The following is a 26,854-nucleotide window of genomic DNA, read 5'->3' as shown; positions in this document are numbered from 1 at the left end:
ATGAAGGAGACCATACTTAAAACTTTTGTTTCCAGGTTTTTAATTCTGATCCTGAATTTCGGGCTGGTAATTTACTCTACCAATATGTGGGGAAGCAGCGGGAAAGGGTTGATATCAATTATCATTGCAGATCTTACCATCATCAGTTTTTTTGCCAATATTTTTGTAGGCAGCAGTATGAGTTATTTTGCAAGAAAATTCAGAACTGAGGAAATTTTGCCATTCGCTTATCTTTGGGCTGTTATTACGGGTATTCTGATTCCTGTTTTGTTCAGTTCCGGCCATGCTGCAGAATATTCCGGATATCTTATCGGACTTTCGGTGATGTCTTCACTACTTACGGCTAATGTAAATTTGTTCGTAGGCCAGCAGAATATAAAAATGTTCAATTTGTATACGGTTTTACAGCAGCTTGTACATATCATATTCATCATCATAATTGTTTATTGTATTAAAATTACCTCTGTTAATGCCTATTTCATTGCCCAGATAAGTTGCTTTACGCTTCTGTTTTTTATTACTGCTTTTCAGCTGATAAAAAAGGCCGATTTTAAAAAAATATTGATCTCAAAGGATATCGGCTTCCAATTGTTTAATTATGGCTGGAAAATACAGTTGAGTACATTTCTGCAGTTTCTCAATAACAGGCTTTCATTTTATTTTCTTGAATATTTCAGGGGAATTATAAGTGTAGGTGTTTTCTCGGTAGGAATTGCCTTCTCGGAAGCTGTATGGACCGTAAGCAGAAGTCTTTCCGTAGTTCTGTATGCAGATGTGGTAAATGATACGGATTTTAATAGCGCAATCGAAAAAACAAAAGTATCCCTGCGCATCAGCTTCCTTATTACCCTTCTGTTTATTTCCATCATGCTGATGATTCCTGCGCACTGGTATGCCATGATTTTCGGTAAAGATTTCGGGGAGACAAAGGAAATTGTTTTGTTGCTTTCGCCCGGGATTTTAGCGATAGCTGTAAGCAATATTATCGGACATTATTTTGCAGGGATCAATAAATTGAGAATTTTAAATGTAAAATCTCTTGCCGGACTGATCTTTACCATCATCTCTTCATTTTTTATCATTCCGAAATGGGGAATCAAAGCAGCTTGTATTATAAACTCTGCTTCCTACTGCCTTTCATCGGGAATTCTTTTTTGGAGGTTTTATCAGATTACGGAATTTCATATTCGTGATTTTATCCTGTCTAAAAAAGAAATTCATCTTCTGATAAAGAAAATTGTGAAAACTCATTGATTAAAATTTGTCAAGATTTAAACATTTTTAAAGTTGAATATAATCTAAATACAGGTTGCTGTTAATTAATGCTGAAAGCCAATAAAATCAGAACAAAAATTGGAAATAAGTTTTTATCTTTGCTGTACATGAAGAATATTTTTTTCGGAGTTCTGGTTGTTTTTTTTGCTTTCCTTAGTTGCAGGACAGATGATGATGATTTGCAGAATATAGACCAGATCCTCAATATTTATATGAAAAATACATCAGGAAGAGATCTTTTTAAAAATAAAAAAGATTCTGCCTATTTCACGTATTCAATGAATGATGACAATGGTGCTGCAGATCTTGCCCCCGTAAGCAGCAGCCTTCGGGCAAATGCAGATTCCACTCTTTTTATTGAATATATTGCAGGGGCAAGAAGAATAGGGATTGATACCCTGGATCCGGATAATAAAATCTATCAATCTGATATAACGGTTTCTTTAATCAGGAGGCTTAACAATACTGCTCTAGATACTATTGAGGATAAACTAACGATTGAATACAGAATGACACCTTCCGTGTTCGAAGTCTCGAAAGTATATTATAATGATACCTTAAGATTTACAAAACAGCAGGGTTCCCCGAATGTGGTTACAATCGTAAAATAATTTTATACATTTGCAAAACTGTTGACATTCTGATGCTCAACATTCTAATAACTAACATCTAAATAAAATGTTACAAGTCAATTTTTTGCGCGACAATAAAGAGCGCGTTTTAGAGGGTCTTAAGAAAAGACAATTCAGGAATCTTGAGTTGGTGGATCAGGCTATTGCTACCGACGACGAAAGAAGAAAAATTCAGTTTGAACTGGATTCCCAGCTTTCCGAGAGCAACAAAATTTCCAAAGAAATAGGGCTTTTGATGAAAGAGGGAAAAAGAGAAGAAGCCGAATCTGCAAAATCTAAAACTGCACAGCTTAAAGAGTCGACGTCCGAATTGAAAAACCAATTAGATGTCAGAGAAAAAGAACTCATCAATATTTTATACCAACTTCCGAATATTCCTCATGAGTTGGTAAAAAGCGGTGCTTCTGCGGATGATAACGAGATTGTTTACCAGTCTCACGATGTAGAAGGTCTTGGAGAAGGAGCGATCCCTCACTGGGAACTGGCCAAAAAATACAACCTTATCGATTTTGAGCTTGGGGTGAAAATTGCCGGTGCAGGATTCCCGGTTTATTTAGGAAAAGGTGCACGTTTACAGAGGGCATTGGTGCAATATTTTCTTGATAAAAACGTAGAAAAAGGATATATGGAGGTCAATCCTCCTCACGTGATAAATGAAGCTTCCGGATACGGAACTGGGCAATTGCCGGACAAAGAAGGGCAGATGTATGAGATTGCGAATAATACAACTTCAGAAACATTATTTTTAATTCCTACAGCAGAAGTACCGGTTACCAATCTGTACAGGGATGTATTATTTGAGGAAAAGGATTTACCTGTAAAGAATACGGCTTTTTCTCAATGCTACAGAAGAGAAGCAGGAAGTTACGGAGCTCATGTAAGAGGACTGAACCGTCTTCATCAGTTTGAAAAAGTAGAAATTGTAAGAATTGAAAAGCCTGAAAATTCTTATGCGGTTTTGGAAGAAATGGTAGAACATATTAAAGAAATTCTGAGTGATCTTGAACTGCCTTACCGTGTATTGAGACTCTGCGGTGGAGATACTGGTTTTGCTTCTGCAATGACTTATGATTTCGAAGTCTGGAGTGCTGCCCAGGAAAAATGGCTCGAGGTAAGTTCTGTATCCAATTTTGAGACATTCCAGGCGAATAGATTGAAGTGCCGTTACAAAACAGACGGGAAATCCCAGCTTGTACATACCTTAAACGGATCTGCGATGGCGTTGCCAAGAATTATGGCAGCTTTACTGGAAAACAATCAGACAGAGGAAGGAATTAAGCTTCCGAAGAAAATTGCAGAATATGCGCGATTTGATGTAATTAATTAAGATAATTACTTCCTTATAAAATAAAAACCACTGAATAACAGTGGTTTTTTTAATTAGATAGCTATTCAGCTAATTCATTTTATTCTTTGATGAACCGCGTCGAAGTAGAATTTCCGGATTTATCAATTGTTTGAAGGATATAATTTCCTCTGGTTAAAGCTGATATATTTAGCTGCGGATTTTTAACTGAATTTTTTTGAGATAATACTTTCTGGCCTGCCATGTTGAAAATGTTCAGTTCGGCAATGTCATTAGAAGATTTTACATTCAATTGATCTTTTGCTGGATTAGGATAAACAGATGCTCCGCCATTTATTTCCACCGATTTTACTCCAAGAGAATTCGCAGAACTGATTTTCACATAAGAAAAGTTACCCTGCGATACGGATGTTGAGCTTGACCAGCAAGCGGTAAAAAGAGTGCCATATCCCGAACTACTTGTTCCTACTGCATCAACAGAAGTTGTTGTTCCGTTGCTTCCGGTATGACGTATTTCTATTACAAGGTTTGTACCTGTATATAAATAAGGAGTATTGAAAGCTATATCAAAACTGAAGCTTCCATTGTTTGTAACGGCACCTGACGGTATCAGAAGACTTCCCGAACGGACCTGTGTCTGGGTTCCTACTACGTTGGCCGCAAAATTAAGCTGCCTGTTGGCAGGTTCTACCCCGTCACTAAGATAAATCTGATAATCAGAATATGTAGTATTTGCGGCAGGCCATGCAGCGGCAGCAGTTGTAGGAATTCTAAGTGATATCGAAGTAAGATACTTTCCGGATAAAGCGGTAAGCTGCGAATCATCAATAATCATTTGATAAGTTCTGGTAGAGTTGGCAAACGGTCCTGTAAAGGCTCCTGCTACAGTCAAATTAGGAACAGTTAACGAAGTTTGAGCTTTCGTTGCTGAGAAAAGCAAAATCACACTAACTGTAAATGCATGACATGCCGTTTTACGAAGGTAGTTTAGTGTTTGATACTTTTTGGTTTTCTGAAATGGGGGAAAATGTAGTTTTATAAGCATATATTAAGTTTTTAGTTACAATAAAGATACAAAATTGATTTTTATAATAATAATGCACTTAATAAATAATGTTAGCATTTTTTTTAAATATTTAATATAATTTTTATAAATAAATTGTTATGTGTATGATATGTATAATTAAGGATAAATTTTGTCCTTTCAGAGTTATAATTAAAAGCCCTCTGGATAGACTTCAGAGGGCTTAATCTTTTAAATTTTGCTGTTATTTGCTACTAGTGACAATTCGTATTATAGTGATTGTGTGTATTATGATCTCCCGGCAAATGACAATCTCCCTGGTTCTCTTTTGAGATCGTCATTGCTTCAGCTCCTGGAGATAGATAAGGAATGCCCAATTCAAGGCCTCTTACAATAAATAATCCTCCCAGAATGATCATTACTACCGGAATTACCTTTAATACTTTGATCCTGAACGCCTGGCTCATTAGAGTTCCGGCCAAAACTGCCGCAAACATAAACGGAAGTGTTCCTAAGCCGAAAAGAGCCATATATAAAGCGCCCTGCCATATTCCGCCGCTTGCAAGACTTGCCGTTAAAGCCATATAAACCATTCCGCAAGGTAAGAAGCCATTGAGAATACCTGTTGTAAATCTTGAACGGTAATCTGCCTTTTGCAATAATCTTCCCAGATTGGATTTTACTTTAAATAAAAATTTAGAAAAAAAAGGAATTTTTGAAGCAAAATCCTTCCCTCCGAATGAGAATACCGCCATGATAATCAACAGTATTCCTACAGCAATGGTAAGGTATTTCTGGATTCCTGCCATTTCAAAACCTTCGCCTACAATGCCGAGAACGGCTCCTAAAAATGAATAGGTAAAAATTCTTCCGAACTGATAAGTAAGATTTTGAAGATAATAGTTGGTAGCCTGTTTTTTTGTTAATCCCATTGACAGGGCAATAGGTCCGCACATTCCGATGCAGTGAAAGCCGGACGCAAATCCCAATCCTATAGCCGATACAATAAGTGCTATTTCCATATCACGTCATAATCCATTCTGTAGTCTATTTTGTCTTTGGTCCAGTTCAATCGTAAAGTGTAATTTCCCATTTTCAGTACCTGAGCAGGAATTAAGAATGATTTGTTGGCATCTAGCTGTACAGATTTTTTTATATCTAAATTCTGATCGTCGGTCCTGTTTAACACAAATTTTACTGTTGTGTTGGAATTGTCGTAATCGTTAGGGAAAGTAATTTTGATGCCGCTTTTATCCTGGCTGTAGACTGGCTTTTCTTCCAGATCATCAGCTCTCTTTTTAGCATCAATAACATCCTGGTATTTCAGTTCTTCCTCATAGTAATTATCAGTTACCATTTCAGAATTTTTCTGGCCGTTCGTAAAAAGAAATAACATCGATAATATGAATGCCATGAATGCCAGTAATGCAATGACAACACCGTGCCCCCAAGTGAATTTTTTCATTTTGAAATTGAATATTTTTTAAAAACCTCAATATTCCCATCAGATGATCATATTGAGGTTTCTGATATTAGAATTGTAGTTTAAAAGGCCCCTCAAAGTACGTCTCATAAGAATCTACCAGCTTTCCGCTCATATCATAAACGCCGATGGTAATATTTTGCTTGGAAAGATTCATCTCACTTTCCGGGAAACTGATATTAACGGTTCCTTTGGTAATCTTATCCCGTTCAACGGTAATCTTGCTTGAGCCACTGTAAATAACTTCCCCGTGTTTTGGCTCAATTACTTTAATGGTTACAATCTTCTTGTCATTGGTCTTATTAAGGAACGTATAATTATAAGTGTTGGTAATGTGTCCATCTCTTACGAAAAACGTGCTTCCGGCAGGCTTAATGAATTTCGCTTCCATTTCGCCACGATTATAAAGAAGGTATCCCAGAAAACCGGTGAGCAATACTAGAATTAAGGCAAAGCCTTTCATTCTTCCTGTAAATTTGAATTTGGTTTCTTTTTCGATCTCATTCTCCGTAGCATATCGGATTAATCCCTTAGGAAGTCCTACTTTTTCCATGACTTCGTCACAGGCATCAATACATGCCGTGCAGTTTACACATTCCAGCTGTTGTCCGTCCCTGATGTCAATTCCGGTAGGACAAACTACCACGCACTGATGACAATCGATACAATCTCCTTTTCCGGCCGCCTTCCGGTCTTCTCCTTTTCTCCATTTTGCCCTGTTTTCTCCTCTTTTAAAATCGTAGAAAACATTTACTGTATCTTTGTCAATCAGTACACCCTGTAATCTTCCGTAAGGACAAACCAGTGTACAAACCTGTTCTCTGAACCATGCAAATACAAAGTAAAATGCTGCAGTAAGCAAAATCATGACTATGAAATTGGTCGGGTGGGCAAACGGCCCTTCCGAAACAATCCTCAACACCTCTTCATATCCAACGATATACATAAACATGAAGTGAGTAATAATTAATGAGATGATAAGGTAGATGGTCCATTTCAATCCTCTTTTCCATATTTTCTCGCTGTTCCACTCCTGCCTGTCAAGTTTCATCTGCTTATTCCTATCCCCCTCAATAGCATACTCTATTTTACGGAAAATCATTTCAAGGAAAATTGTCTGAGGACATATCCATCCGCAGAAAATTCTACCGAAAGCAATCGTAAATACAATAATGAAAATAAGAGATGCAATAGCCCCCAATGTTAGGATGAAAAAATCCTGAGGATAGAAAGGTTGCCCGAAAATGAAAAACTCCCTATCAATTACATTAAATAAAAGCATCGGATTTCCATTAATTTTGATAAATGGTACCGAAAAATAAATCAATAATAAAATACAGCTCACAAGATACCTGTAATTGGTATACTTTCCTTTAGGCTTTCTGGGATAGACCCATTTCCTTTTTCCGGACTGGTCCATGGTGCCTATAGAATCTCTGTAAGTTTCAGGGTCCAGAACCTGTCCCTGTCCGCCGCGCACTTCTATTTCTTCTATGTCTGACATATGTACTGGTATTTAAAAAAGAAAAAACATAATTCGTTACTATTTTTAAGGTAATAACAAATTATGTTTTTCATATGTTTCTAATTTTTTTGTTAAAATTATTCTTTCTCCCAATGTGCTTCAGTTCCCTGAGGAGCTGCGCCACCCTGAGCCGGTGTCACCGGAGGCAATTCCTGGTTGATATGGTATACATACGCTGCAATCTTCTCAATTTCAGCACCGGAAACTTCTCCGTTCTTACCGAACGCTCTCATGGAAGGATTGGTAGGAGATCCGTTCCAGTCCATGTGGAATACGTTTTTAAATAATGTCTTCTCAGGCTGGTTAATCCAATATTTATCTGTAAGGTTCGGACCAATACCGCCACTACCGTCTTCCTTGTGACAAGATGCACAGTTTGTTTTAAAAAGCTCTTTACCTTCTGCAATATTATCCGCTGAATATTTAGCTGTTTCAATCGTTACAGGCGGCTGGGATTTCTGATATTCTTCAATACTTGCAAGCTGCTCTTTATATTCTTTTTCGTATTCCGTTAACGGATGTGCGAAATCTGTGAAAGAGTAAGCTGCAACATAAACAATACAAAAAGCGGTCCCAAAGTAGAATAAACCTACCCACCATTTCGGTAATTGGTTATCCAGCTCCATAATCCCGTCGAAACCGTGGTCGATAAGAATATCTTTCTCTTCAGCAGCAGATTGTTTTTTAAATGCTGCGTTATATAACCTTGTGAAATAAGGCACTTTCTTTTCTGCAAGATAAGCAGCCTTTTCTTCAGGAGATAGTTTTTTGAATTTGTTGTTCTCAATAAGATCTCCGATTGCACTGTGGATATATGCCAGAATACCGGCAATCACTACAGTTCCCCAGAAATAAGGAGAGCCCAGAAATTCATAACTCTGTACAAACAGATAATAAAAAACTATTAAAAGTCCGATTATTATTAAGATGTTTACAAAAACCGGTGTTCTTTGTTTCATAATAAGTTGTTAATTTTTTAAATTAAAATCATCATCATCCTGATCGTCACCCAGAGGAGCCTCTTCTTCTTCTTTGTAATATTTTTTAGGTCTGCTGAAAACATATATTACCAGTGCTACGAAGAACAGCATAAAGAAAATCAGAGCCAAAGTCTGGTAAAAGCCAGCATTGTCGGTATTGGATAATATGTCTTTAAAGTTCTGAGGTATCATGATGGAACTTTTTAATGTTAGTTATTACTTGCTGTTTTAATTTCCGTTGTTTTGATATCGGTACCTAATCTCTGAAGGTAAGAAATAAGAGCTACAATCTCTTTCTTCTCCAACTCACCTTTAGGTCTCTTCGCATACGCATCTTTAAGGTCGGACGCTTCAGAGAAGATATCTCTTACAATTTTAGTAGCTTGGTTGTCTGCCCAAGAGTTTGCAGAATCAATTTCGGCTTTTGTGTAAGGCACCTCAAATGCACTCTTCATCAACTTCATTTTATCTACCATTTTAGATCTGTCAAGATCGGTAGCAATTAACCAAGGGTAACGTGGCATAATAGAACCTGCTGAAGTAGATCTTGGGTTATACATGTGTTTGTAGTGCCAAGAACTTGGGTTTTTACCACCCTCTCTGTGCAAATCCGGTCCGGTTCTCTTAGATCCCCAAAGGAACGGTCTGTCATATACGAATTCTCCGGCTTTTGAATATTGTCCGTTTTTACCGTTGAACCTTACAATCTCGTCTCTGAATGGTCTTACCATCTGCGAGTGACATGCATTACATCCTTCTCTGATATAAATATCTCTACCTTCAAGTTCGAGTGGAGAATATGGCTTCACTGCTGAAATGGTAGGTACACTTTTCTTAAGAGATAGTGTAGGGATGATTTCCACCATACTACCGATTGATATCGTAAGCAAAGATAAAATTCCTAATAACATTGGAGTTCTTTCCAGCCAAAGGTGGGTTCCTTCTCCTTCTTTACGTTTTCCGCTGATGTTGGCAAGAGCAGGTGCTTCTGCCGGTACATCTTTCTGGAATGATCCTTTTCTAACTGTAGCAATAAGGTTAATTACCATTAATATTGCTCCTGAAAGATATAAGAATCCTCCGAAGAATCTCATTTTAAAGTAAGGAATAATTGCTGTTACCGTATCCAGCCAGTTTTTCCATACCAACGTTCCGTCCGGGTTGAACTGCTTCCACATTAATCCTTGCGTGAAACCTGAAATATACATTGGTACCGCATAGAAGATGATCCCTAAGGTTCCCAGCCAGAAATGCCAGTTGGCAAGTTTGGTTGAATATAATTTCGTTCTCCATAAGATTGGGATCAGATAGTAAATTACCCCGAATGCCATGAAACCATTCCATCCTAAAGCACCTAAGTGTACGTGTCCGATAACCCAGTCTGTAAAGTGACCGATTTTATTTATGTTTTTAGTTGCCAATAATGGCCCTTCAAACGTTGCCATACCGTAACAGGTTACTGCAACAACGAAGAATTTAAGAATAGGATTTTCTCTTACTTTATCCCATGCTCCTCTTAATGTTAAAAGTCCGTTCAGCATTCCTCCCCAAGATGGTGCGATAAGCATGATGGAGAAACCTGTTCCCACCGCCTGAGCCCAAGCTGGTAAAGCTGTATACTGAAGGTGGTGAGGACCAGCCCAGATATAAACGAAGATTAATGACCAGAAGTGAATAATCGATAGTTTATAAGAGAATACCGGTCTGTCTGCCGCTTTAGGTAAGAAATAATACATTAAACCTAAAACCGGAGTTGTCAGTACGAACGCAACTGCATTGTGACCGTACCACCATTGTACGATAGCATCTTTTACCCCAGCATATGCTGAATAAGATTTCCAGCCTGTGAAAGATAAAGGAACCTCAAGGTTATTGAAAATGTGAAGCATTGCTACGGCAATCCAGGTTCCGATGTAGAACCAGATAGCAACATATAAATGCCTTACTCTTCTTTTCGCTATCGTTAAGAACATATTAGCCCCGAAAATCACCCATGAAATGGTAATTAAAATGTCAATCGGCCATTCGTGTTCCGCATATTCTTTAGATGTGTTAATCCCCATGAAGAACGTAACATACGTCACAAGGATCATGATCTGCCAGGTCCAGAAGTGGATCCACGACAGGGTATCACTGTACATTCTTGTTTTTAGTAATCGCTGTAAGGAATAATATACTCCTACATAAACAACATTCATTACGAATGCAAAAATAACAGTAGTCGTGTGCAGCATTCTGATTCTCCCGAATCCGAAAGCACCATGCGTGTTTATCAGCCCATCAATGCCGCCACCTAAACTTTTAATGGTTGTATCGTCTGTTCCAAATAAAAATTCCGGAAGCTCAGGGTAGAAAAGCATTAATGCAGCTGTAAGCCCAAACAAAAATCCTATGATCCCGAAAACGACGGTCGCATAAAGGAATGCCCGGACAATACTGTTGTCATAACTAAACTTTTGTGTTTCCATATCAACTATTCACTTTTTTCTTCAATTTTTTTACTTTCTCCTTTTTCATCATTGTTTTCATTGCTGCCAGGTTCTTCTTTTTCCTTGATTTCATCAGAGTCGAAAAGAATTCTTACAGCCGGGGATTCATCGTCCTCAAACTGTCCTTTTCTGGCGTACACTATAAACACGACCAGGAAAACTGCAGCCAAAGAAACACTGCATAGGATCATTAAATATAGAATATCCATTAGACAACAAAATTAACCTATTTTCGGGGTTCAAATTTAGTGAAAAATAATGATATTCGTCACGAAATACGGCTTTTGCCTAATTTAAAACCAGTCTAAATAAGGGTGTTTAAGCGTGTTTTTTGAAATATTTTCTGCCCAGTATCCAAGTTGAAAGAGTAGTGAAAGAAACAACTGTTATGGAACTTGCCGGCATAATCAAAGCGGCGAAAAGAGGATGCATATGTCCTGTAACTGCGTAACTTAAGCCGACAACATTATAAAGAAAACTAATTATGAATGTCATCTTCACAATCGTCATTGAGCCTTTGCAGACATTTAGGTATTTATCGAGAAGTACCACTTTTTCACCGTCCATAATGACATCAGAAGAAGGAGTGAAACTGTTGGTGTCGTCAGCAATTGCTATTCCTACATTACTTTGCTTCAAAGCTCCTGCATCGTTTAATCCGTCACCCAACATGGCAACTTTAAAGTTTTGATCCTGAAGGTTTTTAATATAGTTCAGCTTGTCTTCAGGGCTTTGATTGAAGACCATTTCCTTATATCCGGGGATCAGTTCTTTAAGTTGACTTTCTTCGGAAGAATTATCTCCGCTTAGGATGAAAACATGGTATCCCGTAAGTTTTTTAAACAGATTTTTCAGATTTTCACGGTACTCATTCCTGAAAATAAACTTGCCGATGAACTCATTGTTTTTACTGATGTAAACAGCCGTTTCAAGATTTTTTGAGTCCTGATTATTGTATTTTGCAGATCCGATCTTGTAAAGATTACCTCGTACCATCGCTTCATAACCTTTCCCTGAAATTTCCCTGAAATGCTCCACCTGATAGTAATCATCATTAACCTCGATAAAATCATACAGCGACTTGGAAAGCGGGTGATTGGAATTCTTTAAAAGGGTTTTGATATTCAGCAGGTCAAATTCTTTAATCTCAGCTCCTTCATAGATGATGCTGGATTTCTTTCTATGTGTGATGGTTCCTGTCTTATCAAAAACAATCGTATCTAATTTGGCAATTTTTTCAATGGTTAAAGTATCTTTTACATAAAACTTATTTCGGCCTAAAATCCTCATAATGTGACCAAAAGTAAAAGGCGCAGACAGAGCAAGCGCACAAGGACATGCAATGATTAGAATAGCGGAGATCACCTGGAACATTTTATCCAGATCAATAAAATACCAGTAAATTCCTGAAACTAAAGCAATGCCTAAAATAATGAAAGTGAAATACTTACTAACCTTGTTTGTTAGAGTGTCAAGCCCTGTTTCATGTTTTTTAAAAGCTTCTTTATTCCAAAGCTGGGTAAGGTAACTCTGGTCTACATTTTTAATCACTTCCAGTTCAAGTGAAGACCCGATCTGTTTTCCGCCTGCGAAAATTTTATCTCCGGGCTGCTTACTGATGGTCGCACTTTCACCTGTAATAAAACTGTTGTCTATATTTCCGTCGCCATTAATGAGGATAGCATCCACCGGAATGATTTCCTGATTTCTTACTAAAATACGGTCTCCAATTTTAATTTCCGAAAGCAGAATATTATCTTGCTTTCCTTCAAAATCCACTTTTGTGACGGCAATGGGGTAAAAAGATTTATAATCCCGGTCGTAAGAAAGTGCGCTATAGGTTCGTTTCTGAAAAATTTTACCGAGAAGCATGAAGAATAAAAGTCCGCATAGAGTATCAAAATATCCGGGTCCGTAATCGGTTGCCACTTCATACAGGCTTCGTCCGAAGAGTACGATAATTCCCAGGACAATAGGAACATCAATGTTAACAATTTTGTTTTTCAGTCCGTACCATGCCGATTTGTAATAATCGGAAGCCGAATACACCACCACCGGAATGGCCAGCAAGCACATGAGTGCTCGGAATAACCCTTTGTAGTGCTCCATCCAGTAATCTTCACCACCAATATATTCCGGAAAAGCAAGGAACATTCCGTTTCCGAAAGCAAAAGCGGCAATCGCAAACTTCACCAGAAGCGATTTGTCAAGATGTTCAATGTTTTTATCTGCTGTTTCAAGACTGATAACAGGCTTATAACCCAGGTTGGTAAGGAAATTGGCTAATTCACTTAATTTTAAATCATGATGGTTGAAAGATACCTGAAGTGTCTTTCTTGTGAAATTAACTTGTGAATATTTAATATTTTTATTTAACGTGTGAAGGCTTTCCAATAGCCAGATGCATGAAGAACAGTGGATTACCGGGATTTTAAAAGTGATGAGACTGGTGTTTCCTTCGGAGAAATCAGTCACCTTTTCGAAGATTTCCGGGGTGTCAAGATAGTCGAACTGCCCGGAATTTTCATCACCGGGACGAATTCCTGCTCTTTTATTAAGCTCGTAAAAATTATTTAAATTATTAGCATTTAGAATTTCATAAACCGATTTACAACCGTTACAGCAGAAAGTCTTCTCATCAAATAAAATTCTTTCTTTTTCGATACCTTGGCCACAATGAAAACAGTTCTCGCTCACCTTCATAAATTATTGAACTACAAAATTATAACAATTTTTTTTGTTTATCGAGTTAAAAAGTTCTATTTTTGTGATAAATGTCATATAAAATGTCGCAGGAACAACAGATTGCCATCGAAGAAAGGTTCGCCAGAGTTTTTAATGATAAATCATTTAAAGAGAGACTTTCCAGTGCTGATTTTGAAAAATATATCAACGCCAAAAAGAAGTTTACTTTCCAGAAGCATGATACGATTTTTGAGGACGGAGAAACTCCCAAGGGAGTGTTTGTTTTAGAAAAAGGAGCCGCGAAATTATCAAAATCGGGAGCGTTCGGAAAAGACCAGATTTTAAGATTTATCAAAGAAGGTGATATCATCGGTTATCGTTCTTTGCTGTGTGGAGAAAACTTCCAGGCAAAAGCGGAAGCCATGACTGATATTGAGGCTACTTTTCTGCCCGCAGATGTTTTTATGTATCTTCTTGAAATAGATTCTCAATTGTCTTTTGTAATGCTTCAGAAAATTTCCTATGAATTGGGTGAGTCTTCCAATACTATTACTTTCCTTGCACAGAAAACGGTTAGGGAGAGACTTGCGGAAATCTTACTTCTTCTGGAACAGAAACTGGGTGTAGATCCGGAAGGTTTTATCAAAATATCTTTAACCAGAGAAGAAATCGCGAACATCATAGGAACGGCTACCGAGAGTGCCATCCGTCTTATTTCCGAGTTCAAGGGTGATAATCTCATTGAAGTGGACGGAAGAAATATCAAAATTCTCAACCACGACAAATTAATGAAACTCGGTCACGTAGTTTTATAAAATCATACAAAATTGAAGTCGGCTCAGGGCCGACTTTTAACTTTTAAAATAGATACAATATGTCTGTTCATTCTGAAATTAAGAAAGTTACCACTGAAACCTTGCGCAAAATGAAATTTGACAAGGAAAAAATAACCATGCTTACTGCATACGATTATACCACAGCAAAAATGGTGGATGCCGGAGGAATTGATGCGGTTCTTATAGGAGACTCTGCTGCCAATGTGATGGCAGGTTTTGAAACCACCCTTCCCATCACGCTGGATCAGATGATCTATCACTCTCAAAGTGTAGTAAGAGGAACAGACAGGGCATTAGTGGTTGCCGATCTGCCTTTCGGAACCTATCAGAGCAACCCGGAAAAAGCGCTGGAATCTGCGGTGAGAATGATGAAAGAAGGCGGAGCGCATGCCGTAAAAATTGAAGGCGGAAAGGAAATCTCAAAATCAATTAAAAAAATTATCAATGCAGGAATTCCGGTGATGGGACATTTAGGATTAACGCCTCAGTCCATCTATAAATTCGGAACGTATAAAGTAAGGGCAAAAGAAGAAGCGGAAGCGGAAAAATTGATTGCCGATGCACAATTGCTTGAGGAATTGGGATGTTTCGCAGTCGTTTTAGAAAAAATTCCTGCTGATTTAGCCAAAAAAGTAACCGAATCGATTTCTATTCCCACCATTGGTATCGGAGCGGGAGCACATTGTGACGGGCAGGTTCTGGTGTATCATGATATGGTTGGAATGAACAAAGGTTTCAGCCCAAAGTTTCTAAGAAGATATCTTGATCTTTATGCAGAAATTACTGGGGCTGTAGAGCAGTATGTAAAAGATGTGAAAAGTCAGAATTTTCCTAACGAAAGTGAAAGCTATTAAATCATGAATAATCAACAGACAACACAGGGCATACTTTCTATTGCAGCGGTAGTATGTCTTATAATAGGCTGGTTCAATCTGTTTTCTCCGGAAATTAATTTATTACTTTCCAGAAAGGTATTTTATGTGCTTATCGGAATAAGCTTTTTTCTTCAGGCCCCGTTCATGACGACTAAAAATTTGATGTACGCCATGTATGCAGCAGCAGCATTATGTGTGGTGGGAGCTCTTTTCCCTTTGGATTGGAAAATATCAGGAATTAAAACATTAGGTCTTCTCGGCGGAATTATCCTTTCATTTTCAAACAGACCTAATTATCGCTAATAAAACATGCAGGATCAGATTGTTTATGAAGACAACCACCTTTTGGTTATTAATAAAAAAGTGGGGCAATTGGTGCAGGGCGATAAAACCGGAGATGATTCTTTATTGGAATTGATCAAAAATTTTATCAAAAAAAGAGACGACAAACCGGGCAATGTATTTCTCGGTCTCGTTCATCGTATCGACAGGCCTACCTCAGGTCTCGTGATTTATGCTAAAACTTCCAAAGCTTTGTCCCGGCTTACCCAAATGGTTAAAAACCGGGAAATAAAAAAAACGTACTGGGCGGTTGTAACTAAAGAAATGATTCCCCAGACGCAACGGCTTGTTCATTTTTTAAAGAAAAACGAAAAAAATAATAAGGCTATTGTTTTTCCAAAAGCAACAGACGGTGCCAAAGAAGCTATTCTTACTTACAATGTAATTAAAGCGTTGGACAATTATCTTCTGCTTGAAATAGATTTAGAAACCGGAAGGCATCATCAAATCAGAGCCCAGCTTTCAAAAATCGGTGCTCCTATTAAAGGGGATCTTAAATATGGTGCAGTCCGTTCTAATCCTGATGGAGGAATAAATCTTCATGCCCGAAAACTGGAATTTATTCATCCCGTCACAAAAGAAAATATTGAAATTACCGCACCCGTTCCGCGCAATGACACAGTATGGAGAGCATGCGAAGAATAGCAATCGATTAAATTCCGTAAAAGTACTTATCAGAAATAGTAGATTCCCTGTAACGGGTTTTGTTTTTTAAAGATAGTTTTACACCATCAATCAAAGAACAATAATCATGCTTACACTTGGACAACTTAAAGAAGCTACCTGTGCGAAATCAACCTATGCTGCAAAATTCTTACCGTATGTAATAGCAACATGCGACAGGTTTTCGATTAATACCCCTTCAAGAATGCTCAACTTTCTTGCACAGGTTGGTCACGAAAGTGGCGGCCTTTTCTATACGGAAGAACTTGCCAGCGGAAGCGCCTACGAAGGAAGGAAAGACCTTGGAAATACCCAGAAAGGAGATGGCGTAAGATTTAAAGGCAGAGGCCTGATACAGATTACCGGAAGAGCCAACTACAAGGCCGTCTCTCTTGCACTGGGAACCGATTTTATTGTAAACCCAACATTTTTAGGAGGAAAAAACGTTACAAAATGTAATGATATCCAGCTAAAAAACGCTGCGGAAAGTGCGGGTTGGTTCTGGAACAGCAGAAACCTTAATGCATTGGCAGATCAGATTGACATTACCAAAAATATTGACACCGGAAATAATCTTGTCGTTTTCAAAAAAATCACGAAAACCATCAATGGCGGCTATAATGGATTGCCGGACAGGCTGAACCGGTATAAATCCGGATTGCAGTATTTTCTTTAAATTTATAAAGGCTATTTTCAGATGAAGATCGTCTTTTGTTTTTGAGGTGTTAATCACATCTAAAGCAATACTTATTTTTATTTGAAGCTTTTTGACTTCGTACAATTGTATCTATTTATGTTTTTTGAAGGAGTCATAGGATTACATCGAAAAGCAGTATTTACTTTTATTTGAAGCTTTCCCGCCTTCGCTACTCGCTTTTTATGTTTCGGCGGCGGCAAAGCCGCCGCCGAAACATAAAAGAACTCAAACATGTCGCTCAATGGGCTAGGATAGCTGTCACTCATTTCAAATATGTATGATCAATAAATGAATTTCAAAATTAAATCTGCATCATCTGAGAATCTGCGGGAGGTAAAAAACATTCATTATGTAACCAAATTTTGTCAAGCTTCGCGAAGCAAATTTATTGCCTTAGCTTACTAAAATTAATAGTCTGAATAAAGAAAACTTTGCGTTAAAAATATGTTGAGTCAGAATTGTTTCAAGTATATTAAAAGTAAAATCAAAAATCTGCGCCATCTGAGAATCTGCGGGAGGTAAAAAATTCAAATCCATCCTTCACCACAAAAAATTTTGCCCGTTCTAAAAAAATGTCTACCTTCGCTTCAACTTTAGGGGTGTCTGTTAATAAAACAGGCTGAGATTTTACCCTTTGAACCTGATTTCTAGATCATACTAGCGTAGGGAAAAGTGAGATGACTTTTGCTGTACATTCTATTGTACAATGATGGACATTCCTAAAGTATATTTAAAAAAATTAGGAATGGAGCTCACAATCAACCACACCGTAAGAACTTTTGAAATACTTCCAAAAACACTGGAAGCATTATTGGCTATAGAGATTCCCCAAAAGCGGAAAGGCATCGCCGTAGCGCTCAACAACCGTATTATTCCGCAGTCATCCTGGCCGGAAACATTCCTTAACAACAAAGATTCAATTCTCATTATCACTGCCACACAGGGCGGTTAACTCCAAATACAATATTTATGGCTCACAACATCACCCGTTCGCCGTTTCCAAACTCAAAAAAAATCTATGTTGAAGGAAAAATACATCCGATCAATGTAGCGATGCGCGAAATAGAACTAAGTCCAACAAAGCTTTCCAACGGAACATTGGAACATAATCCTCCGGTTACGGTTTATGATACTTCCGGACCTTATACTGATGAAAACTCAGAAATCAATATCGAAAAAGGACTCCCAAGAATCCGGGAACAATGGATCTTAGACAGGAATGACGTGGAAATTCTGGACGGAATCACTTCAGAATATGGAAAAGTCCGCCTTGCTGATTCAAAATTAGATGAACTGCGATTTTCGTACAACCATAAACCCAAAGTTGCTAAAGCAGGTAAAGAAGTTACTCAGTTGTATTATGCAAAACAGGGCATCATTACCCCCGAAATGGAATATATTGCAATCAGGGAAAACCAGCGAATAGAGCAGCTCGATGTCGTTTCAAAGGAAATGGCTTTTCAACATCAGGGAAATAGTTTTGGCGCAAAAACTCCGAAAAATAAAATTACTCCCGAATTTGTAAGAGACGAAATTGCGGCCGGAAGAGCGATTATTCCCAACAACATCAATCATCCCGAAAGCGAACCCATGATTATCGGAAGGAATTTCCTGGTTAAAATAAATGCCAACATCGGGAATAGCGCCGTTTCATCAAGCATTGAAGAAGAAGTTGAAAAAGCAGTCTGGGCCTGCCGATGGGGCGCAGATACGATTATGGATTTATCAACAGGGAAAAATATCCACGAAACCAGAGAATGGATCATCAGGAACAGTCCGGTTCCCATTGGTACTGTTCCTATTTATCAGGCATTAGAAAAAGTAAAAGGCGTAGCAGAAGATTTAACATGGGAAATTTTTAAAGATACGCTGATCGAACAGGCGGAGCAGGGGGTTTCCTACTTCACAATTCATGCCGGCGTTTTACTGAGATATATTCATTTAACCGCAAAACGAGTGACGGGAATTGTTTCCAGAGGAGGTTCTATCATGGCAAAGTGGTGCCTGTTCCACCATAAAGAAAACTTTTTATACACGCATTTTGAGGAAATCTGCGAAATCATGAAAAAATATGACGTTGCTTTTTCTTTGGGGGATGGTCTTCGCCCGGGTTCTATTGCCGATGCCAATGACGAAGCACAGTTTGCCGAACTGGAAACTTTAGGTGAATTAACAAAAATCGCATGGAAACACAATGTTCAGGTGATGATCGAAGGTCCTGGTCACGTTCCGATGCACATGATCAAAGAAAATATGGAGAAGCAATTGGAAGTTTGTGATGAAGCACCATTTTATACTTTGGGACCTTTAACAACGGATATTGCACCGGGTTATGATCATATTACTTCAGGAATCGGGGCGGCGATGATCGGCTGGTTCGGCTGCGCCATGTTGTGTTATGTAACACCGAAAGAACATTTAGGTCTTCCTAATAAAGAGGATGTGAAAGTAGGAGTAATCACCTATAAATTGGCAGCGCATGCTGCGGATTTAGCAAAAGGACACCCCGGCGCACAATACCGAGACAATGCGTTGAGCAAAGCCAGATTTGAATTCCGGTGGGAGGATCAGTTCAACCTTTCTCTTGATCCTGAAACCGCAAGATCCTACCATGATGAAACACTTCCGGCGGACGGGGCGAAAGTAGCGCATTTCTGTTCGATGTGCGGACCCAAATTCTGCTCCATGAAAATCACCCAGGAAATCCGTGAGTCGGCAGAAAAAGGAATGCTGGACAAATCGCAGGAATTTATCGAAAAAGGGAAAGAAATTTATATATGATCATCATTATCACTCCTGAAAAAATGGTTCCTAATGAAACTGAAATCATCAATGTATTGTTTCAGGAAGGTTTGGATTTGCTTCACATCAGAAAACCTTTCATCAATTCTGAAGAAATGATGGATTTTTTTCAAAAAATCAATCCTGAATTTCATCACCAATTGGTCTTACATAATCATTGCTATTTGGCAGGCGATCTTAATATGTCAAGACTTCATTTCAGGGAAATTGACAGGCAGAATAATTTGTTTTCATCTTTTACAGATAAAATCATTTCGACCTCTGTTCATGATATTGAAACTTTTAATGAATTAAGTGAAGAATGGAATTATGCTTTTATCAGTCCGGTTTTCCCGAGTATCTCTAAAAAAGGATATGGAAAAGATTCAAATATTTTAAATGAGATTGAAAAGCGGGATAATTCAAATGTAAAACTGATCGCTTTGGGAGGAATTCATGAAAATAATATCAACGAAGTGTTAAACAGTAATGCAGACGGAGTAGCTTTATTAGGAGCAATTTGGGAGAGTGATAACCCTTTACAAATTTTCAGAAAATGCAGGCAGAACGTCCTTTTTTAATGAGTATAGCCGGCTTCGATCCGAGTGGTGGAGCGGGTGTAATGGCGGATATTAAAACATTTGAACAGTTAAAAGTTCAGGGATTGGCTGTTTGTACGGCAATGACGTTACAGACAGAATCTGAATGTCTGAGTTTGAAATGGCAGTCTTTACAAGAAACTGTAAACTCCATTCATGTTTTAATGAAAAAATATGAGGTGAAAGCTGTAAAAATAGGGGTGGTAAAAGACGCCGAATTTTTAAACGAAATTATTAAAACCATTACATTCAATAATCCCGAAGCTAAAATTATCTGGGACCCCGTTTTGAAAAGCACCTCCGAATTTTCTTTTTTTGATATGAATACTATTTCACAATTAAAATATATCATCCGGCAGATTACTTTAATCACTCCAAATTATAATGAATACAATATTTTGAAAACAGAAGGTCTTTTTGAAGAACTGGGAAATTCATGTTCAATATTAATAAAAGGTGGCCACCGGGAAGACAATATCGGAACAGATATTCTGATGGAAAAGGGAAAAGAAATTTCGATTGAAATTAATAATACAACGTCTGTATTTTATCCGAAACACGGTTCGGGTTGCGTGCTTTCTTCCGCCATTGCAAGTCATTTAGCTCTAGGGCAAAATGTTGAACAAGCTTGCCGAAATGCAAAAGAATACATCGAAAAATTTTTAATAAGCAATCCAACTTTATTAGGATTTCATTCTTGAAAATTGTGAATTTAAGCCTTTGCTGTCTTTGTTAAGTTAAACGCCTTTGTAAACCTCAAAAAAGTATAATATTATTAAAGCATTGTGACCTTAGTGTTCAAATTAAAATAGAAAAATGGAAAAATTACAATACATCTCTCAAGGTTTCACAAGAGAAGAGCAGGAAACGAATATCCGAAAAGTACTCGACAATGGCGTACAGTGGATCCAGGTTCGCTGGAAAAATGCCCCCGAAAAAGATTTTATTAGACTTTGCGAAATTTCAAAAAAGTTATGTGCGGATTATCGAACGGTTTGCATCATTAATGATCATGTTTATATTGCTAGGGAAATCGATGCGGATGGTGTTCATTTAGGGCTCAATGATATGTCGGTGGAAACGGCGAGACATCTGCTGGGAGAAGATAAAATCATCGGCGGAACGGCCAATACATTTCAGGACGTACTGCAGCGAATGGTAGAACCCTGCGATTATATTGGTCTAGGTCCGCTCAGATTTACAACAACAAAGGAACAGCTGAGCCCGGTTTTAGGGTTCAGAGGATATCAGAATATTGTACAGGAATTAAAAGAAAAATCAATGAAAATTCCTAAAATCTTCGCCATTGGTGGCGTAGTACTGAATGATATAGAATTATTACAGCAGATCGGAGTCTACGGAGTGGCTGTTTCAGGACAGATTACAGCACAGCCTTCCATTATTACTAAATTTAAAACAACTTTACAATGAATAATCAAAACCTAACCATTGCAGACAGAACCTTCAAATCAAGATTGTTTCTGGGAACGGGAAAATTCGGGAACCTTTCTGAAATGACGAATTCCATCATGGCATCAGAGAGTGAGTTGGTAACGATGGCCTTGAAGAGAATTGATGCCCACTCGCAGGAAGACGATATTTTAAACGCTTTAAAACCGACAAAATCTTACCTTTTACCCAACACTTCAGGAGCGAGAACAGCCAAAGAAGCCGTATTGGCGGCACAATTAGCGAGAGAAGCTTTAGAAACGAACTGGGTGAAGCTCGAAATTCATCCCGATCCGAAATACCTGCTTCCGGATCCCATCGAAACATTATATGCTACGGAAGAGCTTGCGAAATTAGGATTTATCGTGATGCCGTATATTCATGCCGATCCGGTTTTATGTAAGCGCCTGGAAGATGCAGGAACAGCAGTGGTAATGCCTTTGGGAGCACCTATTGGAACGAATAAAGGATTGAAAACACTGGACTTTTTAGAAATTATTATCAGTCAGAGCAATGTCCCTGTTGTGGTAGATGCAGGAATTGGCGCACCTTCCGACGCGGCGAAAGCGATGGAAATGGGAGCGGATGCGGTCCTGGTGAACACAGCTATTGCGGTGGCACAGAATCCTGTTAGCATGGCGTTGGCTTTTAAAGAAGGTGTGATTGCGGGAAGAAGAGCTTTTGAATCCGGCTTGGGAGCGATTTCAAACCATGCGGAAGCCTCAAGTCCCTTAACTTCTTTTTTGTTCGATTAAAGAGTCCCAAAGGGACGGCCTAAAAAAGGATAGGATGTAATCCTATTAAATAAATAATATTCAATCTGTTGATTAATTAAATTATACAAATAGAGATTACCGAAGGGACTGCCTAAAAAAGGATAGGATGTAATCCTATTAAATAAATAATATTCAATCTGTTGATTAAACAAATAGGAGTCCCGAAGGGACGACCTAAAAAAGGATAGGATGTAATCCTATTAAATAAATAATATTCGATCTGTTGATTAAACAAATAGGAGTCCCGAAGGGACGGCCTAAAATAAGGACAGAATGATGTCCTGTCAAGAGAAATAAAAGAGAAAATGTATTCTATCCAACAATAACATTCAGTAAAGATGAGGAGTTTTAAAGATTTTTTTGAAAAATATCAATGGAATGATATAAAAGCAAGGCTTGAAAAAGTAACGGTAAATGATGTTGAAAAAAGCCTTCAGAAAAAGAATAAAACCCTGGAAGATTTTTTAAATTTTCTGTCGCCTTTTGCTTCCCAAAAATTGGAGATAATGGCAAAAATGGCACAAAGCCTTACACAGAAACGGTTTGGGAAAACTATTCAGCTGTATGCACCGCTTTATTTGAGTAATGAATGCCAGAATATCTGTACCTATTGCGGTTTCAGTCTGAATAATTCTATTAAAAGAAAAACGCTTTCCGATACGGAACTGATGGTTGAAGCCTCCGTTTTGAAGTCTATGGGTGTTAATCATGTTTTACTGGTTAGTGGTGAAGCCAATAAAACAGTTGGGATTAATTATTTTCTGAATGCCATACGGCTTTTAAAACCACATTTTGCCAATATTTCGATTGAAGTTCAGCCCTTATCGGAAGAAGAATACCGGCAGCTGCATGAAGCAGGGGTGAATGCAGTTTTAGTTTATCAGGAAACCTACCATCAGGAAGTGTATAAAGAATATCATCCGAAAGGAAAAAAATCAAACTTCGGTTTCCGACTGGAAACGCCCGACAGAATTGGAAATGCCGGGATTCACAAAATCGGACTGGGCGTTTTGCTGGGTCTGGAAGACTGGCGGGTCGACAGTTTTTTTAATGCAATGCACATTGATTATCTTCAAAAAAATTATTGGAAAAGCAAATATTCTGTTTCATTTCCGAGACTGCGGCCTGCTGAGGGTATTATTGAGCCAAATTTCATGATGTCCGACAGAGATTTATTGCAATTAATCTGCGCATACAGAATCTGGAATGAAGATCTTGAAATTTCTATTTCCACGAGAGAAAATGAAAAATTCAGAAATCATATCATTTCTTTGGGCGCAACAGCGATGAGTGCGGCATCTAAAACCAATCCGGGAGGATATGCAGTGGATAAAAAATCGTTGGAACAATTTGAGACCAGCGACGAAAGAAGCGTGGAGGAAATTAAAAATATCATCAAAAAAGCAGGCTATGATCCCATAATGAAAGACTGGGATGCTGTTTACAGCGGAATTTAAAAAATTGAAAACTATTTAAATAACTGCAAAGACTTAAAAATAGTTATCATTTGCTGAATATAAACTGAAAGTTTAAGAACGTAGTTCTGCCTTTGTGAACGAAAAAATATTCAGAATAATTTTAAAATTACCTTGCGTTCTTGGCGTTAAAAACAATAAATTATTAATTAAAAGTGAATACATTCTTGCACGCTACAACCGGCAGATCTTTATCGAAGAAATCGTATTGGAAGGTCAACGAAAAATAATGAATGCCAAAGTGTTGGTGATTGGAGCCGGAGGCTTGGGAAGTCCTATCATCCAATATCTTGCTGCTACAGGAGTTGATACTTTTGGCGTAGCAGATTTTGATGAGGTGGAGCTGTATAATTTAACCGACAGATTATTCACAATGAAAATACGATAGGTATTCCTTAAGTAATAAATGCTGAAAATTTTGTCAGGAACTTAAATCATCATATTACATTCATTCGCATTGAGCAAAAAATTAAAGAATCCAATACAGAAGAAATAATCTCAGGTTTTGATATTATTGTTGACGGTTCCGACAATTTTAAAACGAGATACCTGATTAATGATGTCTGTAAAGCTTGAAAAGCCTTTGGTGTACGGAAGCATCCTAGGTTTTTCCGGGCAGGTTGCTCTGGGAGCTTTGCCCGGAATTGTTGGAAGCATGATGGCAATTTTAACGTTGAAAATTATTGCAGATTTATCTTTGCAGCTGAATCGGTTAAGCCTGATTGATACGTTGAAATTGGCGTTTTCAAACAGTTGATTTTGTATTTTATTATGATTATTAAATAGCGTTTAATTTTTAATTTTTTAATTTTTTTGTTAAATGTTTAATAAAATCATTATATTTAACATTAATTTTAACATAATTGATAATGAAAAAAAATTACAATGCTCTTTTTGATCGGATTAGAGAAAAAAAATCCTTTAAACAAACAATGTTTGTTATTATCTTGGTATTAGGAATTTGGAACACTGCAAATGCTCAGGTAAGCGCCTATAGTTTTGCACAATCTTCAGGAAGTTTCAGTCCTATTGCTGGTACAGTTTTAGAAACCGCGACAGGAAATACTTCTGCAACAAGTCTCAACAGTAACGTTTATAATGTTGTCTTACCATTTAATTTTTTCTTTAATGGTATTTCTTATAGCTCTATAAATGTATCTACCAATGGTTTTATCACTTTTGGCTCTACTGCCCCTACTACGACTAACACCTCACCAATTTCAGGAACGGCAGCTTATGAAGGAGCTATCGCTGCTTTTGGAAGGGATCTGAGCAGTATGTACGACATTAACGGAATTACAGGAAATATCAGTTGGGAAACCATAGGCACGGCTCCAAATCGTGAAGTAGTTGTTCAGTGGAAAAATTTTCGTCCGAACAACAGTACTTCCACAACCACAGCTTATAGTTTTTCATTTCAGATTCGTTTAAGTGAAACATCAAATGTAATTAATACTGTTTATGAATCAGGATCATATGTTGTAGGGAATACTTCTATTTCAGGGACTGTTCAGATTGGTTTACGAGGGACTTCAAATAGTGACTTTAATAATAGGCTTAATGCTACAAGTTTAGAATTCTATAATTCTACAGTAGGTACGGCAAATTCCAGTACGCAGAATTTCAATACAATCAATGCTGTTCCAGGAATGCCTCCTTCAGGATTGACTTATACTTGGACGCCCCCAGCTTGTTCTGCTCCTCAAGGGCTTGCTAGTGGGTCGATAACGACAAATACAGCAAATGTTTCTTGGACAGCCCCTTCAACGGCTCCTTCAGGTTATGATATTTATTATAGCACCTCAAATGTGCCGCCAACATCTACAACACCTCCAATAATTACGAATATTGCAGGAACAACTGCTACTTTAACATCATTAACTCCTTTGACAACCTATTATGTTTGGATAAGATCAAATTGCGGTTCAGGTAGTACAAGTGTTTGGTCATTATCGGCTTTACAGCTTACAACAAACTGTCAGCCGCCTTTAGTTTCTACAACTACTGGTGCAGCATTTTGTCCGGGAAGTTCTGCAACTTTATTAGCCGGAACAACAAGTCCTACAGCTATTCTTACTTGGTATAATGCAAGTACTGGAGGAAATATTGTGGGAACGGGAGGAACTTTCACAACACCGGCACTTACTGCAACAACTGATTATTGGGTTTCCGCAGCAAACGTAAGTGCCGATATGTATGTAGGAAAAGATATTCCTGTTTCAACTACGGGCAATTCAACCTTTACAAATTATGGATTAGTTTTTGATGCCTATTCTCCCATGGTAATAAAAGAAGTTGATGTTTATCCAATGTCACCTACAAATACAACAGGTACAATTACAATTAATTTAAAAAATGCCAGCGGAACTATTTTAGAAACCAAAACTGTTAACGTAAATGTTAGTGTTGCAGGTGTTTTAAATACTGTTGCCCTTAATTTTACTGTTCCTGCTGCAGGTAACAATTACAGATTGGTGGTAGATGGTGCAACGGATATAAGTAATCTGCGTAGAGAAATTAGTTCAGGATTTTCATATCCTTATACTTTGACAGGAATTTGCAGCATTACGGCAGCCAGTTTTGGAGCTAATCCAAGTTCAAGTTATTATTATTATCTTTATAATTGGAAAGTATCGAGTATTTGTGAATCTCCGAGAAGCATGGTGACTGCAACTCTAAATGGAAACTGTTTGTCAACCGCTGAAGTAGAAAGGGATGTGATGAAAGTTTATCCAAATCCTTTCACAGATATTATAAATATTGATAGACCCGAACTAGTAAGAGCAATACATGTTACAGATGCGTCCGGGAAATTAATTAAAAATAATCTCCGTCCGGAGTCTGTCTTAGTATTAGACGACCTTTTACAAGGATTATACATTTTAATTCTTGATATGAAAGACGGGACAAAACAATCTGTCAAAGTGATTAAGAAATAATGTAAAAAGGCGGCTCTGATTAG

Annotated in this window: 28 protein-coding genes and 1 riboswitch; of the genes, 19 read left to right on the top strand and 9 right to left on the bottom strand. The window is 37.8% G+C overall.

Annotated features, from left to right (window positions below):
• From BUA76_RS08410 to serS, 3 genes are all read left to right on the top strand, one after another.
• A complete protein-coding gene (locus tag BUA76_RS08410) occupies nt 1-1,254 on the top strand; it encodes a lipopolysaccharide biosynthesis protein (RefSeq protein ID WP_072884358.1) in 1,254 nt (417 codons plus the stop codon).
• A gap of 128 nt (nt 1,255-1,382) precedes the next feature.
• Entirely contained in the window at nt 1,383-1,886 is a 504-nt protein-coding gene (locus BUA76_RS08405) for a hypothetical protein (protein ID WP_072884479.1), read from the top strand.
• A 67-nt stretch (nt 1,887-1,953) separates the two neighbouring features.
• Nucleotides 1,954-3,234 (top strand): serine--tRNA ligase, encoded by a 1,281-nt coding sequence (gene serS / locus BUA76_RS08400; protein ID WP_072884357.1) that lies wholly within the window; start codon nt 1,954-1,956, stop codon nt 3,232-3,234.
• A gap of 79 nt (nt 3,235-3,313) precedes the next feature.
• On the opposite strand, the gene BUA76_RS08395 is transcribed toward serS, so the two are convergent.
• The 9 genes from BUA76_RS08395 to BUA76_RS08355 form a co-directional block, all read right to left on the bottom strand.
• A complete protein-coding gene (locus tag BUA76_RS08395) occupies nt 3,314-4,258 on the bottom strand; it encodes a T9SS type A sorting domain-containing protein (RefSeq protein WP_072884356.1) in 945 nt (314 codons plus the stop codon).
• Nucleotides 4,259-4,491: 233 nt separating this feature from the next.
• Complete coding sequence (locus tag BUA76_RS08390; RefSeq protein ID WP_072884355.1) at nt 4,492-5,259, bottom strand: sulfite exporter TauE/SafE family protein; 768 nt, start codon at nt 5,257-5,259, stop codon at nt 4,492-4,494.
• Nucleotides 5,250-5,702 carry a FixH family protein gene (locus tag BUA76_RS08385; RefSeq protein WP_072884354.1) on the bottom strand — a complete coding sequence of 151 codons (453 nt, stop codon included), beginning with the start codon at nt 5,700-5,702 and terminating at the stop codon, nt 5,250-5,252. Before BUA76_RS08385 ends, BUA76_RS08390 begins: the two co-directional genes overlap by 10 nt.
• Nucleotides 5,703-5,769: 67 nt before the next feature.
• Entirely contained in the window at nt 5,770-7,224 is a 1,455-nt protein-coding gene (gene ccoG, locus BUA76_RS08380) for a cytochrome c oxidase accessory protein CcoG (protein WP_072884353.1), read from the bottom strand.
• Between the two features lie 98 nt (nt 7,225-7,322).
• Nucleotides 7,323-8,204: a cbb3-type cytochrome c oxidase N-terminal domain-containing protein gene (locus BUA76_RS08375; RefSeq protein ID WP_072884352.1), complete on the bottom strand. Its 882-nt coding sequence runs from the start codon at nt 8,202-8,204 to the stop codon at nt 7,323-7,325.
• A 9-nt stretch (nt 8,205-8,213) separates the two neighbouring features.
• The gene (locus BUA76_RS08370; protein WP_072884351.1) at nt 8,214-8,417 is read right to left on the bottom strand and encodes a cbb3-type cytochrome c oxidase subunit 3; all 204 of its coding nucleotides are present in this window, start codon (nt 8,415-8,417) and stop codon (nt 8,214-8,216) included.
• Nucleotides 8,418-8,434: 17 nt separating this feature from the next.
• Entirely contained in the window at nt 8,435-10,693 is a 2,259-nt protein-coding gene (gene ccoN / locus BUA76_RS08365; protein ID WP_072884350.1) for a cytochrome-c oxidase, cbb3-type subunit I, read from the bottom strand.
• A gap of 5 nt (nt 10,694-10,698) precedes the next feature.
• The gene (ccoS, locus tag BUA76_RS08360) at nt 10,699-10,923 is read right to left on the bottom strand and encodes a cbb3-type cytochrome oxidase assembly protein CcoS (protein WP_072884349.1); all 225 of its coding nucleotides are present in this window, start codon (nt 10,921-10,923) and stop codon (nt 10,699-10,701) included.
• A gap of 109 nt (nt 10,924-11,032) precedes the next feature.
• Nucleotides 11,033-13,411 (bottom strand): heavy metal translocating P-type ATPase, encoded by a 2,379-nt coding sequence (locus BUA76_RS08355; protein WP_178337321.1) that lies wholly within the window; start codon nt 13,409-13,411, stop codon nt 11,033-11,035.
• Between the two features lie 89 nt (nt 13,412-13,500).
• On the opposite strand from BUA76_RS08355, the gene BUA76_RS08350 reads away from it, so the two are divergent.
• The 16 genes from BUA76_RS08350 (at nt 13,501) to BUA76_RS08285 (ending at nt 26,831) form a co-directional block, all read left to right on the top strand.
• Nucleotides 13,501-14,214, top strand: coding sequence for a Crp/Fnr family transcriptional regulator (locus BUA76_RS08350; protein WP_072884347.1), 714 nt, complete (start codon nt 13,501-13,503; stop codon nt 14,212-14,214).
• A 59-nt stretch (nt 14,215-14,273) separates the two neighbouring features.
• Nucleotides 14,274-15,089 carry a 3-methyl-2-oxobutanoate hydroxymethyltransferase gene (gene panB / locus BUA76_RS08345; RefSeq protein WP_072884346.1) on the top strand — a complete coding sequence of 272 codons (816 nt, stop codon included), beginning with the start codon at nt 14,274-14,276 and terminating at the stop codon, nt 15,087-15,089.
• Between the two features lie 3 nt (nt 15,090-15,092).
• Nucleotides 15,093-15,413 (top strand): hypothetical protein, encoded by a 321-nt coding sequence (locus BUA76_RS08340; protein ID WP_072884345.1) that lies wholly within the window; start codon nt 15,093-15,095, stop codon nt 15,411-15,413.
• A gap of 6 nt (nt 15,414-15,419) precedes the next feature.
• Nucleotides 15,420-16,097 (top strand): RluA family pseudouridine synthase, encoded by a 678-nt coding sequence (locus BUA76_RS08335; protein WP_072884344.1) that lies wholly within the window; start codon nt 15,420-15,422, stop codon nt 16,095-16,097.
• A 106-nt stretch (nt 16,098-16,203) separates the two neighbouring features.
• A complete protein-coding gene (locus BUA76_RS08330; RefSeq protein WP_072884343.1) occupies nt 16,204-16,791 on the top strand; it encodes a glycoside hydrolase family 19 protein in 588 nt (195 codons plus the stop codon).
• Between the two features lie 606 nt (nt 16,792-17,397).
• Nucleotides 17,398-17,498: riboswitch (TPP riboswitch) on the top strand.
• A 59-nt stretch (nt 17,499-17,557) separates the two neighbouring features.
• The gene (gene thiS / locus BUA76_RS08325; protein ID WP_072884478.1) at nt 17,558-17,764 is read left to right on the top strand and encodes a sulfur carrier protein ThiS; all 207 of its coding nucleotides are present in this window, start codon (nt 17,558-17,560) and stop codon (nt 17,762-17,764) included.
• Between the two features lie 17 nt (nt 17,765-17,781).
• The gene (gene thiC / locus BUA76_RS08320; RefSeq protein ID WP_072884342.1) at nt 17,782-19,593 is read left to right on the top strand and encodes a phosphomethylpyrimidine synthase ThiC; all 1,812 of its coding nucleotides are present in this window, start codon (nt 17,782-17,784) and stop codon (nt 19,591-19,593) included.
• Nucleotides 19,590-20,174: a thiamine phosphate synthase gene (locus BUA76_RS08315; RefSeq protein WP_072884341.1), complete on the top strand. Its 585-nt coding sequence runs from the start codon at nt 19,590-19,592 to the stop codon at nt 20,172-20,174. The genes thiC and BUA76_RS08315 overlap by 4 nt, the downstream gene beginning before the upstream one ends.
• Nucleotides 20,150-20,893 carry a hydroxymethylpyrimidine/phosphomethylpyrimidine kinase gene (locus BUA76_RS08310; protein ID WP_072884340.1) on the top strand — a complete coding sequence of 248 codons (744 nt, stop codon included), beginning with the start codon at nt 20,150-20,152 and terminating at the stop codon, nt 20,891-20,893. Before BUA76_RS08315 ends, BUA76_RS08310 begins: the two co-directional genes overlap by 25 nt.
• A 115-nt stretch (nt 20,894-21,008) precedes the next feature.
• The gene (gene thiE / locus BUA76_RS08305) at nt 21,009-21,623 is read left to right on the top strand and encodes a thiamine phosphate synthase (protein ID WP_072884339.1); all 615 of its coding nucleotides are present in this window, start codon (nt 21,009-21,011) and stop codon (nt 21,621-21,623) included.
• Complete coding sequence (locus tag BUA76_RS08300; RefSeq protein WP_072884338.1) at nt 21,620-22,396, top strand: thiazole synthase; 777 nt, start codon at nt 21,620-21,622, stop codon at nt 22,394-22,396. Before thiE ends, BUA76_RS08300 begins: the two co-directional genes overlap by 4 nt.
• A 359-nt stretch (nt 22,397-22,755) precedes the next feature.
• Nucleotides 22,756-23,874: a 2-iminoacetate synthase ThiH gene (gene thiH / locus BUA76_RS08295; RefSeq protein ID WP_072884337.1), complete on the top strand. Its 1,119-nt coding sequence runs from the start codon at nt 22,756-22,758 to the stop codon at nt 23,872-23,874.
• A 94-nt stretch (nt 23,875-23,968) separates the two neighbouring features.
• Nucleotides 23,969-24,280 carry a HesA/MoeB/ThiF family protein gene (locus BUA76_RS19505; protein WP_317041292.1) on the top strand — a complete coding sequence of 104 codons (312 nt, stop codon included), beginning with the start codon at nt 23,969-23,971 and terminating at the stop codon, nt 24,278-24,280.
• A 14-nt stretch (nt 24,281-24,294) separates the two neighbouring features.
• Nucleotides 24,295-24,468, top strand: a complete 174-nt coding sequence (locus BUA76_RS19500; protein WP_317041293.1) for a ThiF family adenylyltransferase — start codon at nt 24,295-24,297, stop codon at nt 24,466-24,468.
• Nucleotides 24,449-24,649: a hypothetical protein gene (locus BUA76_RS19495; RefSeq protein WP_317041291.1), complete on the top strand. Its 201-nt coding sequence runs from the start codon at nt 24,449-24,451 to the stop codon at nt 24,647-24,649. Before BUA76_RS19500 ends, BUA76_RS19495 begins: the two co-directional genes overlap by 20 nt.
• Before the next feature lie 175 nt (nt 24,650-24,824).
• Entirely contained in the window at nt 24,825-26,831 is a 2,007-nt protein-coding gene (locus tag BUA76_RS08285) for an Ig-like domain-containing protein (RefSeq protein WP_178337320.1), read from the top strand.
• Nucleotides 26,832-26,854 lie beyond the last annotated feature (23 nt).

Origin of the sequence: Chryseobacterium takakiae (assembly GCF_900129385.1) — a bacterium.
Lineage (GTDB): Bacteria > Bacteroidota > Bacteroidia > Flavobacteriales > Weeksellaceae > Chryseobacterium > Chryseobacterium takakiae.
The sequence above is the reverse complement of the archived record's forward strand: the minus strand, read 5'-3'. Positions and strand labels throughout refer to the sequence as shown.